The 13,854-nt window shown below is 43.0% G+C and carries 12 protein-coding genes; 1 reads left to right on the top strand and 11 read right to left on the bottom strand.

All coding sequences use genetic code 11. The annotated features are described in order from the left end of the window. Positions 1-365: 365 nt before the first annotated feature. The 5 genes from D0X99_RS08920 to rpmH are packed head-to-tail and all read right to left on the bottom strand — an operon-like array spanning position 366 to position 3,808. Positions 366-875 (bottom strand): DUF2480 family protein, encoded by a 510-nt coding sequence (locus D0X99_RS08920; RefSeq protein WP_119477323.1) that lies wholly within the window; start codon positions 873-875, stop codon positions 366-368. Then, positions 872-1,561, bottom strand: a complete 690-nt coding sequence (gene tsaB / locus D0X99_RS08915; RefSeq protein ID WP_119477322.1) for a tRNA (adenosine(37)-N6)-threonylcarbamoyltransferase complex dimerization subunit type 1 TsaB — start codon at positions 1,559-1,561, stop codon at positions 872-874. The genes D0X99_RS08920 and tsaB overlap by 4 nt, the downstream gene beginning before the upstream one ends. Position 1,562: 1 nt before the next feature. Continuing rightward, positions 1,563-3,224 (bottom strand): S41 family peptidase, encoded by a 1,662-nt coding sequence (locus D0X99_RS08910; RefSeq protein WP_119477321.1) that lies wholly within the window; start codon positions 3,222-3,224, stop codon positions 1,563-1,565. After that, positions 3,221-3,601: a ribonuclease P protein component gene (rnpA, locus tag D0X99_RS08905; RefSeq protein WP_119477320.1), complete on the bottom strand. Its 381-nt coding sequence runs from the start codon at positions 3,599-3,601 to the stop codon at positions 3,221-3,223. The genes D0X99_RS08910 and rnpA overlap by 4 nt, the downstream gene beginning before the upstream one ends. 48 nt (positions 3,602-3,649) lie before the next feature. Next, positions 3,650-3,808, bottom strand: a complete 159-nt coding sequence (gene rpmH / locus D0X99_RS08900; protein WP_082792274.1) for a 50S ribosomal protein L34 — start codon at positions 3,806-3,808, stop codon at positions 3,650-3,652. 138 nt (positions 3,809-3,946) lie between these two features. On the opposite strand from rpmH, the gene D0X99_RS08895 reads away from it, so the two are divergent. Continuing rightward, a complete protein-coding gene (locus D0X99_RS08895; protein WP_119477319.1) occupies positions 3,947-5,605 on the top strand; it encodes a M61 family metallopeptidase in 1,659 nt (552 codons plus the stop codon). Positions 5,606-5,646: 41 nt separating this feature from the next. Here the strand turns inward: D0X99_RS08895 and D0X99_RS08890 are convergent, their stop codons facing one another. From D0X99_RS08890 to D0X99_RS08865, 6 genes are all read right to left on the bottom strand, one after another. Then, on the bottom strand, positions 5,647-6,375 hold the full coding sequence (locus D0X99_RS08890) for a LolA-like protein (RefSeq protein WP_119477318.1): 729 nt from the start codon (positions 6,373-6,375) through the stop codon (positions 5,647-5,649). 57 nt (positions 6,376-6,432) lie between these two features. Beyond that, positions 6,433-8,478, bottom strand: coding sequence for a M16 family metallopeptidase (locus tag D0X99_RS08885; protein ID WP_119477317.1), 2,046 nt, complete (start codon positions 8,476-8,478; stop codon positions 6,433-6,435). Positions 8,479-8,504: 26 nt separating this feature from the next. Further along, positions 8,505-9,836, bottom strand: a complete 1,332-nt coding sequence (locus D0X99_RS08880) for a M16 family metallopeptidase (RefSeq protein ID WP_119477316.1) — start codon at positions 9,834-9,836, stop codon at positions 8,505-8,507. A gap of 191 nt (positions 9,837-10,027) precedes the next feature. Next, complete coding sequence (locus D0X99_RS08875) at positions 10,028-11,023, bottom strand: adenosine kinase (protein ID WP_119477315.1); 996 nt, start codon at positions 11,021-11,023, stop codon at positions 10,028-10,030. Positions 11,024-11,205: 182 nt separating this feature from the next. After that, positions 11,206-12,369, bottom strand: a complete 1,164-nt coding sequence (locus D0X99_RS08870) for a hypothetical protein (protein ID WP_119477314.1) — start codon at positions 12,367-12,369, stop codon at positions 11,206-11,208. A 120-nt stretch (positions 12,370-12,489) separates the two neighbouring features. Continuing rightward, positions 12,490-13,692, bottom strand: a complete 1,203-nt coding sequence (locus D0X99_RS08865) for a toxin-antitoxin system YwqK family antitoxin (protein WP_119477313.1) — start codon at positions 13,690-13,692, stop codon at positions 12,490-12,492. Between the last annotated feature and the right edge of the window lie 162 nt (positions 13,693-13,854).

The following is a 13,854-nucleotide window of genomic DNA, read 5'->3' as shown; positions in this document are numbered from 1 at the left end:
TTGTAAATTATCATTATTGTCGATTACCATACGGCCTAAGCCTAATATGATAACTCCCTGTCTTTTCTACTCAGGCTTTTTCTATCTCTTACATCACTTCAAAGAACTTACCCTCTGACTTTTCAGAGGCTTGCTGAGACCCTTGTCTCAAATGCGAGTGCAAAGATCGGATTTTGTTTTCTTTTTCCAAAAACCCTGAAGAAAATATTTTCAGTTTTTTCTTCCCTTTGCCTGGTATTTTTCAATTTCCCCAGAGACATATTCTCGAATGGGAGTGCAAACATAGAAGAGTCGATTTGATTACGCAAGCCTTTCCCTAACAAAAATTTCAATCCTTTTTAATTCGGGATTTTACTCTTTCAATATCAGGACTTTGATTTTTTGTAGAGCGGCACAGTACTGCAAGGCTCGCCAAACATCAAGCTCCTAGCCTGACTTTGTAGCAAAGAAATTAGCCTCCCATAGGCAAAAAGTGGTATGGGGAATTTAGAACAACCCTTGATCACAACTGGTCGATCTTTGAATTCTAAGGGATCAATATTAGACAAAGTAATTTCTGCAATATGCTGTTCTAGGTTTTCTAAGGTCCCAATAACGTAGCCTTTGGACACGCTCTCAAGGCAGGTACACACCAACATGTAAGCCCAAGTTGGAATGATTGCGTCTGCGGTGCAGGTTACTGCAACCCATTTGTTTGAATAAATTGACCAATCCAGTTCCTTCAAGCTCTGACTGAATTCCTTTTCCCTCAAAATCAACTCCTGAAAAAGAAAGGGCTTCAAATCAAACAAAATTCTCTCATCCTGAGGGTAAAATTCCTCCATGTTGATCGAAATAATAGGGCTTGAAGCGACTCTGTTGGTAATTTCACTCATAGGTTCAGGAGCGGATTCTTTTTGGAATGAAGCGCTTTAAATTCTTTCAAATAATTGGGGACGAAGTAGGCAAGATCGGCAAACTCTTTTCTTTTGAATTTACCCAAAGAAATTTCACCCATGTACTTTGCAGAAAATGACAATTCGGTCAGGAATTCGGCATTTTCAGATTTAACAATGGACTTAACTTTTTGCACAGCGTCACCGACAAAATAAACCCTACCTTTTTTCAAAAAGTTCTGAAAGCATTCTTCGGATATCACTTCAGCCTTAAGTTCATCCACCGAATTCAATTCCCAATCAAAGACCTCCCTGTAAACCTCCATTCTTCTAGCATCCAACACAGGAATTATATATTCACCTTCCTTGATCGGTGCTGCGCTGGCTAAGGCTTGCAAGGTATTCACTCCAATCAATGGCCTATTTAATCCGAATGCTAACCCCTTGGCGGTCGATACTCCAATCCGTAGTCCTGTATAAGACCCAGGACCGCCGGAAACTGCAATCGCATCCATTTCTTTAAAATTACACCCTGCCATACTGAGGACTCTTTCTATCAGGAGCATCAATTGCTCGGCATGTGCTCCTGGTTCATGGATTTCCAAAAAAGAAAGTAATTCTCCATCTCCATGAATTGCAACCGAACAAATGGAAGTGGAAGTCTCAATAGACAGAATCTTTACCATTTTACTTGGCTGCCGCAGAAAGGACTTTAGTGATTTTGGAAGGATCAGAAAGATAGGTTTTGGCCAAGTCAACTGCCGGGTCCTGATCCAGGCCTGCTTCAATCATGCCTTCCTGAAAATAATATCGGGAAACAATTTCCTCACTTAGAATCTTCATGACTTCCTTCTTGTGTGTATCAAGGTCTCCTTCTTTACTATGATTTACTTTTGCTTTAATCTCTTCCAGCTGAGCCTTGATCTCCTCATAGTAATCTTCTTTCTCAGCATATTTTTCCAGATCCTGAACAGATTTTTCTACATAAGTAGTATAGTCGTATTCCTTCCCAACCAAAAACTTTTTGAAATCCTCATAATCCTGATCCGTGATGGTAAATCTCATTGGATCAGAAATTGACTTATGCTTGTAGAAATATTGTGTTGCAAAATCAAAGATGTGATTTCCTGCCACAAGTGTATAAGATATCGGTGCATAGGTCACCTCCTCCACAAGCTCATCTGGTTCAATACCCGCACCATCCAATACTCTTCTCCCATTCGCGGTTTTAAATTCTTTTCGAAGTGAATCCGGCACAGAAGTAATTGAACCGTTTTCTCTGGATTGGGCATAATCAATGGCCTGAATGCATCGACCGCTTGGAATGTAATATTTGGCAGTGGTGATCTTTACCTGGGCATTATAGGTCAGAGGAACCGTTGTTTGCACTAAACCCTTTCCAAAGGACTTTCTCCCAACCAAAACTGCCCGATCATAATCCTGCAAAGCCCCTGCAACAATCTCTGCCGCAGAAGCGCTCCGCTCATTGATCAAAACCACAAGCGGAATATCTTTATCCACCGGTGTTTTGGTTGTCCTGTAGGTGTAATTTACATTTTGAAGCTTACCGAGTGTTTTTACTACTTCTTTTCCTTTTGGGATAAACAAATTCACAATTTCAACTGCCTCATTGAGCAATCCTCCCGGGTTATCCCGCACGTCAAGGATAATTCGGTCCGCTCCTTGGGATTTAAGGTTCACCAGAGCGTTTCTAACTTCTGCAGAAGCATTAGTAGTAAAGTCTGCCAGCTTGATGTAACCTGTCTTTTCATCCAGCTTCCCATAAAAAGGGACATTCTTCAAACTGATTTTCTTACGGACCAATGAAAAAGACAAGGTATCCTGATCCCGTTTTACTTTGACGACCACAGGAGTGTTCGCAGGGCCTTTCAAAAGTTCTGATACCGCTGAGGTAGGTTTTCCCACCACATCCACCGAATCTACTTTTAGAATATAATCCGCAATCCTGATCCCTGCTGTTTGAGCAGGAAAACCAGTATAGGGCATCAACACCATATTTCCCTCGCCACGATTGCCGATAAGCGCTCCAATTCCCGCATATTCACCGGTAGTCAGCATTCGAAAATCATCCGATTCTTCTTCCGGAATGTACTCGGTATACGGATCCAACTCCTCCAACATTGCATTGATCCCGATAGTCACCAGTTTATCCGGGTCGATCTCATCCACATAGTAGGAGTCCAGTTCTCTCACCAGCGTAGCGAAAATGTCAATGTTTTTTGCGAGGGCAAAAAGCTTGTCGTTTTTCACCTGAAAGGCCAAAACGCCCGAAAAAAGAATCAGAATCAGCGGGATGAAAACAACCGGTTTTTTGAATTTTTGAATCATGGGGAAAGTGGATTTTGAAGTAATTCCTGATTCAGTCTGTTCAGCGCCTGAATCATTTTTGGCTGAATTTCCGCGAAAGACATTTCAGCCTTACCAACAAATATAAACCCAATCAGAATTCCTTCTTGGGGTAAAATCGCTTTGTTTAATCGATAGGCTTCTTTAAGCCTTCGCTTGATGAAATTTCTTCCGTTGGCTCTTTTGATTTTCTTTTTCGAAACGGAGAAAAGCACCTGATTAGTTTGACCTGCCAAGTCAATTTTCCTTAAAAAAAGCACTTTAAATGGGTACAAAAAAAAAGAGGAACCTTCGTTAAAAAGTTCCTTGATTAATTTATCGGCATGGAGCCGCTCAGATTTTGGAAGTCGATAATTCATCGCAGGGACTGTACTCGTATGTGAACATACGAAAAGCAGCGCTAAGAATTACTTCTTCAAGGTCTTTTCGTCAGACACAGTCAATTTATGTCTGCCTTTTGCTCTTCTGGCTCTCAGTACGCGTCTACCATTAGCAGTAGCCATTCTTTCTCTGAAGCCGTGCTTGTTTTTTCTTTTTCTGCGAGAAGGCTGGAATGTTCTTTTCATGATCGAATATCGTTATCTATTTGCTCCCTTTGACTTTTCCCTTTGGCATTGACCCCAAAAAGGACTGCAAAGATATGTACCATTTTCTTAAATACAAATCAGGCTTCTACATTTGTTTTGAGACTCAGTCAGAAAACCATGATCCACTACCAGATTTCCTGCAAAAACCCAAACTCCCAGTTTATTCAAATTCGACTCGTCCTGTCTTTAACCCAAGAAAACCCGGTAGTTCTTCAACTGCCGGCATGGAGAGCAGGCCGGTATCAGCTGGCAAATTACGCTCAAAATATCCGGGGTTTTAGAATTCAGGATGAAAAAGGAAATCACATTCCCTTCGAAAAAATCACCAAAGACAGGTGGATTTTTGAAAGTCTTCACGCCGGAAAATACCAAATTGATTATGAATATTGGGCTGGGAAAATGGACGCTGGAAGTGCTTGGGCGGATGATGAACAGGTTTATGTGAATTTGGTCAATTGCTGTTTTGAAGTTTTTGGAAAAAGTGAGGAAGAAGTTTCCCTCACCTTGGATTTACCCCAATTCCCCATGCAAATCAGCACCTTGAATCCAGCTGGGAGTTCTAGGTGGGAAGCCAAAAATTTCCAGATGCTGGCTGATTCCACTGTCTTAGCCGCAAAAAATCTGACCCATTGGGAGTATGCTGCTGGAGCAACCCAATTTCACATCTGGGTTCATGGTGAAATTCACTTCGATGAAAATTTGTTTATAGACCGATTCAGGGCTTTTTCCCAAAGACTGATTCGGGATTTCGGTGAGTTTCCCGAATCAGTTTACCACTTTATTTTCCAATTATTGCCCTACCCTCATTACCATGGAGTAGAGCACCGGAGAGGCACAGTTATCACTTTTGGCCCAGCCGAAAGCCTTAATGATTCCGATCAAATGGAGGAGCTTTTGGGGATTAGTTGCCATGAACTTTACCATGCTTGGAATGTGTGCAGAATCCGCCCAGCCGAACTTTTGCCTTATGATTTCTCAAAGGAGACCTACACCAAAACAGGTTTGATTTTGGAAGGAGTGACGACCTACATGGGGGATTTGTATTTGCTCAAGTCGGGAGTTTATGACCTTGCTACCTACTTGAAGCATTTCGAAAAGATCATCTCCAGGGAATCCGCAAATTTTGGCTGGAAGAATTACACTATTCTAGAATCTTCTTTTGACTTATGGTTGGATGGATATATTCAAGGAATTCCAGATCGTAAAGTCAATATATATACCCGGGGAGCATTGCTGGCCTTTTGCCTCGATATCCTCCTTTTGAAACATGCTAATTCATTGGCTGAGGTCATGAGGAATATGTGGAAAGATTTTGGGAAGCCATTTGTCGGGTATGAGTTCAAGGACTTCGAAACTGCCATTTTTGGTTCATTTCCTGACCAAGAGGAAATCCGATCCTTCTTTTCTGATTTTGTTTTCGGGTATCAGGACCTTTACCCAACACTCAACGCGCTCCTTTCAGAAATCGGTATCGAACTTGAAGGCACCTTGGGAGAAGATTGGCTTTTGCATCAACTGGGGATCCGCACTAGTCCTGAAGGGGTAGTACTCCAACTTCATCCAGAAGCCAAAGCCATTTCTGTCCTGATGAAAAATGACAGGATTGTAAATTGGCCGGTTGAAAAGAATTTACAGTCGGATTTGCTAGAACTGCAGATTGACCGAAATGGAAGGTTCATTGAGCTTTCCCTGGAAAAGGAAAACGGAGATTTCTTCCTAGTCTATCGACTTAATCTGAAAGAAATCAATCCTCTGACTGAAAAGTGGAAAGCATAAAAAAGGCCTCCTGATCCGGGAGGCCTAATTTTTCTAATTCTTTATTGGAAATCAGTATCAGATAATGTCTGATTGAATTTCACAGATACCATTTTTGCTTCCAAGGCAACTGGCAGCATTGGGTTTTTGATTGTTAAAGTCATGGGAAACATGACTCCTTCTACTTCCTGATAGTCGGAATAAAAAATATCCCCGGTGGTCGCATTATTGGTTCGAAGTTTTAGCCCGGATGAAGTAGCGTAAAATTCATTGGTAACCATCCCATTTGGAGCGGTGATTTCCAGATGATGGGCATCTTCACCATTTACAGCTTCAATCCCGATATAAGCAAGTTTGAAACCCATGGATTCATAAAACTGCTCCGGAAACACAAAGGTCTGAGGCTTTAGCATGGCAGCAGTTTCGTCAGGAAGTTGCTGAACCTGACCCATCACCATCATTTGGCCCTTGCCGCCTGCAAGGATGGTCTTTTGCATCACATTTCCTCCCACTGAAGTGGATTGCATCAGCCTGGTATTTTCTGAATCTGCGACCGTTTTGATCTCGATGATTTGTCCCTGAAAATTCGCTTCGGCGGTCATGCTGGCGTTTTTGATGGACTTTACTTTCTCCTCGCCTCCTACTGCTTTGATGTAATTTGCGATGACTGTGGCCGGATCGTTTACAACCACGACTCTTTGGTCTTGGGATGAAGTGATTTTTTCTGCAAAAAGGTCTCCCTGAACTGCTGCAAGCAAAATCCCTGAGACTAAAAGTGATCTGATTTTCATTTTGAAAGATTTTTTTGGAAATAAAAAGGAGGGAATTACTTCCCTCCTTCCTGTTAATTATTTGATATCCTCGTCAGTAACCGTCACATTCAATTCCATCGAAGTCACCTTGGCTTCCAATGGTACTGGAATCTGCGGAGACTTAATGGTCCAGGCCATCGGAAGCAATACGCCGTCTTTTGCCTGATAGTCAGAATAGAACGTATCACCGGAGGCTGGATTTTCATACTTGATTTTCAATCCTGATTCCTGTGCATAGTAGTTTATCAACTTAGCCCCAGATGCAGATGCAATGATCACCTTGTAAGCAGGCGTTCCTTCCACATCCTTCAATCCATCCAAAGTCAGGGTGTAGCCATTTGCCTTGTATACAGCTTCAGGGAAAAGGTAGGAATTCAATTGTGCTTCTGACAATTGAGCAGCATTCATTTCCATAGTCTGACCCTGAACTGACATCGATCCCTTGCCATCTGCCAGTGTAGTCTTTTGCATTACATTGCCTGCAACGGACAACTTCTGCCCATATCTGCCATTTTGGGAATCATATACAAAAGCCAGGTTAAGTGGAGTCCCCATCACATTGGCATCCATGGAGATTTTGGCAGTTTTGATCGCTGCTACTTTTTCCGCTCCACCGATCGCAGCAAGGTAGTTTTCCAATACTTTCTCCGCAGTCATGGATGCATCAGCTTCCAACTTTTTAGCTGGCATGCCCATGTTGTCATATTCGATTACCTCACCGAATTGGGCAAGCTTTTCTTTTATTTCTGCTCCATTACCCACAGTCGTGATGATGAACTTGTCCGGCTCAATCAATCGCTTGGCGGTCGCATTGATATCCGCAACAGTCAGCGCATTCAATTTTTGAAGGTAGGTTGCATAGTAATCTTTAGGAAGATTGTATCGATCAATATTCAGGGCGAAGTTGGCTACCGTAGCCGGCTGCTCCAATGATCTGCCAAAGCTTCCAGAAAGTTCCGCTTTGGCTTTAGCAAGTTCCTCTTCGGTCACTCCGTTTTCTACCAGATTCTGGATCTCATAGATGAATTCATAGACTGCAGAGTCCGTTACTTCGGTCCGTACTGATGCGTTGGCTGAGATCGTTGCAACCAACTTATCCGCTCCGATGGAAGAATAAGCTCCGTAGGTATAACCTTTGTCCTCTCTAAGATTCATAAACAATCTGGAAGCAGAACCTCCACCTAAAATCTGATTGAGCAAGCGGCTGGAGATGTAATCGGGATCCCCGATTTTCATCTGAACGGGCTGAGTCACATTGATCACAGACTGTACAGAAGAGCTTCTGTCAACCAAGGCAACAGCTCTTTTGGAAGCGCGCTGAGGCATAGGATAGGTGAATTTCGGAACTTCACCTTTCTGCCAGTTGCCAAAATACTGCTTTACTACCTTTTCAGCTTCAGCCTTGTCCATGTCGCCGACGATTGCCAGATAGGCGATATTTGGCTTGAAGTAGGTCGAATAGTAGCTTTTCACATCTTCAACAGTGATGTTATTGATGGTGGCTTCAGTTTCCACTTCTCCATAAGGATGGTTTTTACCATACAAAACTGCCGCTGATAGCCTTGAGGAAATCGCGTTAGGATTGTCTTTGCTTTGTGCCAATCCGGTTAGCGACTGCTTTTTGAGTTTATCCAGTTGATCCTGCGGAAAAACCGGATTGTAAAGCACATCAGCCATCAGTTCGAGTACTTTTCCCTGATGTTTTTTCAAAGATGAGGCAAACATCGAAGTAGAAGAAGCACTCAAGCTGGCTCCAATGAAATCCACTTCCTGATCGAGCTGATCCTTGGTCCGGTTTTTAGTTCCGGCCATCATCATCTCCCCAACAAAACCGCTCATTCCAGCTTTGTCACCTTCCAGGATAGGATCGCGCTCCAATACAAGGGTAAAAGACACCCTTGGAAGCTTGGTGTTTTTCACCACAAATACTTTAAGTCCGTTGTCCAAAGTAAAAGTCTCAGCCTCATTGATTTTAATCTCGGGGGCAGGTCCGGATGCCGGCAACTTACTTCTGTCCACCTGAGCAAAGCTGCCCACGGTGGCCAAAAGTGTGAATACAAATGCTATTGCTATTTTTTTCATTTTTTCTTGATTGGTAGGTGAAACAATTACTCAGTTGCTGGCTGAGCAGATTTCGGCAGATAGTACAAAACCACTCTTCCGGTCAGATCCATGTATTCCTTTGCCACTCGCTGGATATCCGCTTTGGTGACTTTGGAGTAGGCATCCATCACCTGATTGATGTAGTTGGTATTTCCATAGATCACTTTAGCCTCAGCCAAATTCTCTGCAATACCTGCAATGGTGGAGTTACCGCTCACGATATTGTTTTCCATGATGTTCTTAAGCTTTGCAAATTCCTCATCGCTGATTCCCTGATCCTGGACTTGCTTGATCAATCGATCTACTTCAGCCTCCAAATCCTTTGGCTCTACCCCCATATTGGTGATGCTATACATCAGGAATACACCACCGTCTTCCAATTCCAAAGGAATCGCTGCTACGACCAGCGCTTTCTGCTGCTTATCTACAAGTTCCTTGGTCATCAAAGATGAGTTTCCTCCGGTCAGGTAAGTAGAAAGCATGGAAAGGGCATAAGAATCCGGATGGTTTCTTGGAGGTAGGTTATAGGCCTGGATTACCGCCGGAATTTGAATGTTATCATAAATGATGTCCCTCGTTTCTGATGTTTTCTTAGGCTCCACCACATTAGGTCTGTAGATTTCTTTAGCTCCTTTTGGAATTTCAGAGAAATAATTTCTTACCAATTTCTCAGTGGTAGCGTAGTCAATGTCACCGGCGATGGTCAACGTCGCATTGTTTGGCACGTAGAAATCCTTGTAAAACTGCTGGAATTCTTCAATTGTAGCCGCATTTAGGTGATCCATGGAGCCGATTGGTGCCCATTGATACGGGTGAACCTGATAGGCTCTTTTTAGGGTTTCGGGAAGAATTGTCCCATACGGCTGGTTTTCATACCGCTGACGTCTCTCTTCTTTCACTACTTCTCGCTGTGTCTCTACGCCGGTGATATCCACCTTGGAGTGAAGCATTCGCTCACTTTCCATGTAAAGTGCCAACTCCAATTCATTGGAAGGAAGGAGTTCGTAATAGTAGGTGATGTCGTTGGATGTATAGGCGTTCAACGTTCCACCACGGCTTTGGATGATGTTCATGTATTGACCTCGGTCAATATTTTCCGAGCCTTCAAACATCAGGTGCTCAAAAAAGTGAGCAAAACCGGTACGCTCCGGATTCTCATTTTTGGAACCGACATGATACAATACTGATGTCACCACAATGGGTGTCGTATTGTCCTGGTGCATGATTACATGCAGCCCGTTATCCAAGGTAAATTCCTTGAATTCAATCTTGTTTTGGGCCAAAGCCGGTATGCTCAGCATACATGCGATCAGGCCTAAAGCAGTAAATTTTCTCATGGTAAAAAGATTGGGTTAGTCTTCAATTAAGAACTTGGTCGGAAATTAGAATGATTTCTCTCAAATAAGAAATACGCCTCTCGTCAAAGTAAACTGTAAAAGGGAGGTGTAAGGTTTAAAAAATCCACCATTGCAGGAAAAAGAAGATAAACGGGGGAGATTTTGATCCTTTCTCCCCCTGTTAATTTATCTTAAGGATTCAGCCGGGCAAGGATCTCCTTTGCTTCATGCCACTTCAGTCTTGGTCCAAATTGACTTACAATTTTGGAGCTGGCCATAGATGCCAATTTTCCGCTTGAAGCGTAAGAATGCCCGTTGGTTATTCCATATAAGAAGGCTCCTGCAAACATATCTCCGGCACCATTGCTGTCGATGGCGGTGGTTTTGTATGGTTCGATATCGATAAAGGTGTCTCCGTCGAAAATCATCGCGCCGTTTTTACCCATGGTGATTACAAAGTGCTTGGCCACTTTTTTCATTTCCTCGCGGGCTTCAGCCAAACTCTCCTTTCCGGTGAAAAGGAGGGCTTCCTCTTCATTGGCAAAAAGCAAATCCACACTCGCTCCGATCACTTCGTCAAAAGGCTCTCGGAAATACTTCACCATCGCCGGGTCGGAAAAGGTCAGAGCCACTTTCACTCCGTTTTCCTCGGCGATCTTCTTTGCGTGTTTCATTGCAGTCTTTCCGTTTTCGGAGGTGATCAGATAGCCTTCAATGAAGAGGTATTTGGAATCTTTGATCGCGGATTCATTGAGGTCATTGACCGAAAAATTCTGAGTGATTCCCAAAAAAGTATTCATGGTTCGCTCGGAATCTTCCGTGACCATCACCAAACACTTACCTGTCACTCCATCCTCCAGTTTTTCGGGGGCCAAACCAATCGATACTCCGGAATCATTCAAATCCTTCAGATAGAAATGTCCCAATTCGTCATTGGCCACGCGGAAACAGTAATAGGAGTTTCCTCCGAATTGGCTGACAGCCACCACGGAATTGGCGGCAGATCCTCCTGCTTGCTTTTTGGCCTCTTCGTGATTGATTACTTTCATCAGGTGATTCTGTCGGTCCTCGTCAACCAAAGTCATCAGGCCTTTTTCGACTTTGTTATCCCAGAAAAACTGGTCTGATACTTTAAACTCGATATCTACCAAGGCATTTCCGATGCCTGTCACGTCGTATTTTTTCATTTATGATTTATTGGAAAATTGAAAGATTGCAAAATTGGTAGATTGGCCCCGAGGCCTATTAATAACTTCATCATTCGACGTTCGATGTTCGATGTTCGAAATTAAAACTTAATCACCTCAATTGGGAAATTTAGGATTGAGGTTCAAAGAGGCCTCGTATTTCGTTTATCGTACTTCGCAAATCAATCGAAAATCGGGTGTCGCTCAAATGGTTTATCCCGATCAAACAGGTAGCGATAAGTATGATGCGTCTTGTAAATTGTCGCGAGTAGTTGCTCACACACCCGCATCATCTTGGGATTGAAGTCCCCGATCCAGTTCATTTCGATGGTTTTGTATGGGAAGGATGACTTACCGCTCATTTTGTCATAGCTGATGATCATGGCGCTTTCCACTCCTTTGCCCTGATGCTCCGGCACTACGCCAAAGACCAACCCGAGCATTTTATTCGGTGGAAAAAAGGTCTTATACCAAAGGAATTTGAGTTTCCCGATCAGGTCCATTTTTCCATTCACGTGCTTGAAAATCTGATTGATCTCGGGGATTTGGATAAAAAAGCCCACCGGTTCTCCCTTGTAAAAAGTGAAATAAATCAACCTCGGATCAATAATCGGCTTCATTTTTCCAAACATGAGTTGGGCTTCCTTCAAGGCAATGGACTTGCCCATGTGGCGCGCCCAGGCTTTGTTGTACACGGTCATGAAGTAGTCCGGCGCTTTTTCCTGAAGTTCTTTTCCTTGGATGTATCGAAAGGAGTAATCCGGATTGGCGATGATGGCATTGGCGCGCTGGATCATTTTCTCATCAAACCCGAGATTCTGAACCGGCCGCATGTAAGTGTATTGCTTGAAATAGAGCTTGAACCCGTAGTCTTCAAAGTACTTCTGGTAGTATGGAAAATTCCAAGGCATGTTGTAATTCGGTTCGGAGAACCCATCAACCAACAACCCCCACCATTTGTCGCGTTCACCAAAGTTGATCGGACCGTCCATGGCTTCCATGCCTTCGCTTTGAAGCCAAGCTTTTGCAGTATCCAAAAGTAGAAATGCAGCCTCCTGATTGTCGATGCATTCGAAGAAACCCACACCGCCTGTCGGCTGCTTTTCTTTCATCTTGGGATTGATAAAAGCGGCAACTCGTCCAATGGTCTGCCCTTTTTCGTCCTGAAGCAGCCATCGCTTGGCTTTAGCCCCATTACGGAAAAGCTTGTTGGTCTCGGGATGAAACAGCCCTTCGATGTCTGCATCAAGCGGTCGAATCCAATTCTTTTCATTTTTATACAGCCGGACCGCCATCTCGATAAACTCTTTCTGATTGGCAGGAGTGGTGACTTCGATCAACTTCATGCGGGGGATTTTAGATCGGCTAAATTAGTCCAAGTCGCTTAAAGCGCAAAAAATGCAATGTGCCTTCCTCAATTCCCTTAAGGCAGGAATCAATCTCTGGGGTTCATTTGATAAGGATTGTCAATATTTCCTATTTTGAAAGGTATTGAGACTCCAACCTTGACCAAAAATCCCAGTCCCTTCTTGCCATGGAACAAAACCTCCGAAAGAGTCTCGAGGATTATTACTTTTTCTTGATCGAGGCAAACCTGAGTTTGAAGATTGGAAGGATGATTCCATGTTGTAAGTAGTTTGATCAATAATTTCACCCTCGTAACTGTAAAAATTCCAAGTTCCTACCCGCTCAGAATCCTCTAGCTTTCCTGAAGCAGAAATTCGGTTGGATTCAGGGTAGTAGAAGAACCATGTTCCATTTTCAGTTCCTTTGGTGATTTTTCCCTTGGCGAGAACATTCCCATTTTCATCATAAAAGTATCGTTGTCCTTTGCCATTCTTGATTTTTCCTTTTTCCTCAATCGGATTTTGGCTTTGAAACTTCCCAACTGAAATCAACTTACCTTCCTTATAATTCTCAGCTTGCAAAAATCGCCCCTCCAAGTTGGTCAATTGCCATTCTCCTTCTTTAAAACCATTTTGATAAGCGCCCTTTCTGTAAAATCCAGGTATTATTTCCAATTTTTCAATCCATTCCCCAACTGGAATTCCACCTGCATATTGTCCCTGTATTTTTACTGTGGAATCAGGTAGATAGTAGGCATAAGGCCCATCAAATTCTCCATTTTTAAAGTTTACTTCCCATTCCAAATCTCCATCAGGAAAATAACCAACTCCCTTTCCTTCAAGCAATCCTTTACTGTAGGTCATGGAGGAAATTATTTTCCCTGACTCCGAATACTCCTGCCATTCCCCTTCTTTTTTTCCATCCACCACTTTCCCTTTCGAATGCAATTCCCCTCCTTCATAAAACTCCCCGAAATCTCCTTCTAAAACGCCTCCCTTAAGATTGGCAACTACTTTTGGCTTACCATTTGGGTAATTTTCAAGGAATGGCCCATTAGGGACACCTTTTTCAAAGTGAACAATAAATACAGGAAAGTCTTGATTAAACTTCTTTTTAAAATCCAGTGGGTCGGCTGGCTCTAAGCTGGCAATTGGATTTTGGTCGGCTGGGGATTTGGAGTAAACTTTCCACTCCCCGGTTTTCTCTCCCTCCGAAATCAATCCAACTCCAATAACATTGGTGTTCCCAAAATAGAAATATCCGGAATCCAAGGATTGAATGGGGGAAAACACTGAAAGCAGTGTAAAAACAAGAGTTAACATCTGAAAAATTGTTTGGTTAGCTACAAAGTACAAAAGCCTGGGTAAAATTAAACCCAGGCTTTAATGTGTTTATAATTTATTTTTAGCGGCCAAATGGAATGCCCTGGATAATCATCCCCCTGGGTGAGATGTTTTTTTCTCATCGGCATTTCATCTATTTAT

The sequence above is a fragment of the Algoriphagus lacus genome, assembly GCF_003583985.1.
GTDB classification, from domain to species: domain Bacteria; phylum Bacteroidota; class Bacteroidia; order Cytophagales; family Cyclobacteriaceae; genus Algoriphagus; species Algoriphagus lacus.
This window is presented reverse-complemented; position numbering and strand designations above follow the sequence as displayed.

Coding starts and splice junctions, on each gene's coding strand:
- D0X99_RS08920 (WP_119477323.1), bottom strand. CDS start 875: ATGAGTGAAATTACCAACAGAGTCGCTTCAAGCCCTATTATTTCGATC.
- tsaB (WP_119477322.1), bottom strand. CDS start 1,561: ATGGTAAAGATTCTGTCTATTGAGACTTCCACTTCCATTTGTTCGGTT.
- D0X99_RS08910 (WP_119477321.1), bottom strand. CDS start 3,224: ATGATTCAAAAATTCAAAAAACCGGTTGTTTTCATCCCGCTGATTCTG.
- rnpA (WP_119477320.1), bottom strand. CDS start 3,601: ATGAATTATCGACTTCCAAAATCTGAGCGGCTCCATGCCGATAAATTA.
- rpmH (WP_082792274.1), bottom strand. CDS start 3,808: ATGAAAAGAACATTCCAGCCTTCTCGCAGAAAAAGAAAAAACAAGCAC.
- D0X99_RS08895 (WP_119477319.1), top strand. CDS start 3,947: ATGATCCACTACCAGATTTCCTGCAAAAACCCAAACTCCCAGTTTATT.
- D0X99_RS08890 (WP_119477318.1), bottom strand. CDS start 6,375: ATGAAAATCAGATCACTTTTAGTCTCAGGGATTTTGCTTGCAGCAGTT.
- D0X99_RS08885 (WP_119477317.1), bottom strand. CDS start 8,478: ATGAAAAAAATAGCAATAGCATTTGTATTCACACTTTTGGCCACCGTG.
- D0X99_RS08880 (WP_119477316.1), bottom strand. CDS start 9,836: ATGAGAAAATTTACTGCTTTAGGCCTGATCGCATGTATGCTGAGCATA.
- D0X99_RS08875 (WP_119477315.1), bottom strand. CDS start 11,023: ATGAAAAAATACGACGTGACAGGCATCGGAAATGCCTTGGTAGATATC.
- D0X99_RS08870 (WP_119477314.1), bottom strand. CDS start 12,369: ATGAAGTTGATCGAAGTCACCACTCCTGCCAATCAGAAAGAGTTTATC.
- D0X99_RS08865 (WP_119477313.1), bottom strand. CDS start 13,692: ATGTTAACTCTTGTTTTTACACTGCTTTCAGTGTTTTCCCCCATTCAA.